The following is a 2,240-nucleotide window of genomic DNA, read 5'->3' as shown; positions in this document are numbered from 1 at the left end:
GCCTTCTTTGTTCACATGCAGCACTTTGAGCTGCACGGCCAACGACGCGTCGGTGAAATAATCAACCTCCACTTGCCGGACATACGCTTTCTTCTCTTCATAATCCAACTTTTCCACTTGGAATTGAACCCCTTCGTGGATGTAGATCGCTTCTTCATGAATCAGCGTCGGCGCGCTGAACCGGTCGCACTCGCCGATGACACGCGCGCCGTTCGTCATATCTATAATGACAAAATTCTCCTGCGCCGCCGAGCGCAAGGAAATGTTATGCGCAGGGAACGACTGCTCCATCCAGTACCAGCGTTCGCCGACCTGGTGAAGCACCTGCTCCTCCGTCAAATATTCCAGCACATCGGTGAGCGATTCCTCACCGAACTTCTCATTCGCTTCGAACGGCAGCTCATACGCCGCACACTTCACATGATCCACGAGGATGATCAGGTTATCGGGATGAATGCGCGCCTGCTCCGGCGGACGCTCGAAGAAATAGCGCGGATTCTGGATCAAATACTGATCCAGCGGATTCGAACTCGCGACGAGAATCGTCAGCGAGGTCTCCTGCCGCCGTCCGGCACGCCCGGACTGCTGCCAGGTGCTGGCTATCGTGCCGGGATAGCCGTTGAGCACGCACGCTTGCAGCTGGCCGATGTCGATGCCCAGCTCCAGCGCGTTCGTGCTGACGACGCCGCGGATTTCCCCGCTGCGCAATCCCCGTTCAATCTCCCGGCGCAGCTTCGGGAGATACCCGCCGCGGTAGCCGCGGATCGATTTGCTGCCCAGCTCGTGTGCCACGATCTCCTGCAAGTACGTCAGCAAAATTTCCACGCGCACGCGGCTGCGAGCAAACACAATCGTCTGAATGCCGCTGCGCAGCAGCTTTCCGGCGAGCTTCCGCGTCTCGAGCACGGAGCTTTTGCGAATGCCGAGCTGCTGATTGACGACCGGCGGGTTATAGAACACAAAGTGCTTCTCGCCGGCGGGAGAGCCGTTGTTGTCGACGAGCGACACCCCCTCGCCGATTAAGCGCTCCGCGTGCTCCTTCGGGTTGTCGATGGTCGCCGACGCACAAATGAACTGCGGATTCGAGCCGTAGAATCGGCATATTCTTTTTAACCGCCGAATGACGTTCGCCACGTGGCTGCCAAAAACCCCGCGATACGAATGCACCTCGTCGATCACGATATATTTTAAATTTTCAAACAGCTTTACCCACTTCGTATGATGAGGCAATATCGCGGAATGCAGCATATCCGGGTTCGTCACCACGATATGTCCGCTGTTTCGGATCGCTTGGCGCACCGTCGGCGGCGTATCGCCGTCATACGTATGCGTCTTGATGTCGACGCCCATGAAATCGACCATTTCTTGCAGCTCGGCCACTTGGTCCTGCGCCAGCGCCTTGGTCGGAAACATATAAAGTGCCCGCGCGGCATCATTATCCAAAATCTGTTGCAGCACCGGCAAATTATAGCACAACGTCTTCCCAGATGCCGTCGGCGTCACAGTGACCACATGGTTGCCCACCGCTGCTTGCTGGAAAGACTCCGCTTGATGCGTATACAACCGTTGAATGCCTCTATGTTTAAGCGCAGCGCAAATACCCTCGTGCAATCCAGCCGGAAAATCCACCAGCTTGGCTTCGCGCGGGGGTATCGTGTGCCAATACGTAACTTGCGCCATGATCTCCGAAGCTTTGCGCAGCTCATCGATCATCTCTGTCATTGAAGAAACTTTACCTGTAAAAGGATTCATCCACTCGAATCTCCTTACGAAATGTCATTTCTTCTATTTTACAGAATATACGTTCGTACGTCTACATTAAATCGGAAGAATCGTCATAATCGTAGCGCAGGCCATCCAGCTCCTCGCTAACCATAGAACCCCCTGCCAATAAAGAGTGGTTCGCGCTTTCTCTCATTTTCGCCAGCACTTCTTGATAGTCGCGGATCCGGGCTTCCTCCCGATCTACGTTCATCGCAGTTTTCAAAGCTCGTTCGATAATCATGACGTCATGGCTGGTGATATTCATCGCTCTCGCACCCTTCCTGGTTTCATGTTCTCACAATGCTTAGTTTTTCCAGTTTAAATCGCAGACATACGCCCTTACACCGTCGGAACTTGCCAAACTCGTATTTCTTTCGGCAATCAGGTAATATTAGGAAGTAATAATTTAAAGGAGGCTCCCGTTATGTCCATTACCAACGAAACCGATATTACCACTTACCGCCAGCCGGAGCATG

General features: G+C 53.8%; 2 protein-coding genes. Both read right to left on the bottom strand.

What is annotated here, in order from left to right; genetic code table 11:
* Positions 1–1,752 (bottom strand): DEAD/DEAH box helicase (locus tag EJQ19_RS31350; RefSeq protein WP_164716869.1); only part of this gene is annotated, 1,752 nt, incomplete at its 3' end.
* A 61-nt stretch (positions 1,753–1,813) separates the two neighbouring features.
* A complete protein-coding gene (locus EJQ19_RS31345) occupies positions 1,814–2,029 on the bottom strand; it encodes a hypothetical protein (protein ID WP_126145133.1) in 216 nt (71 codons plus the stop codon).
* Positions 2,030–2,240 lie beyond the last annotated feature (211 nt).

This window comes from Paenibacillus whitsoniae, from assembly GCF_003955665.1.
Lineage (GTDB): Bacteria > Bacillota > Bacilli > Paenibacillales > NBRC-103111 > Paenibacillus_E > Paenibacillus_E whitsoniae.
The sequence above is the reverse complement of the archived record's forward strand: the minus strand, read 5'-3'. Positions and strand labels throughout refer to the sequence as shown.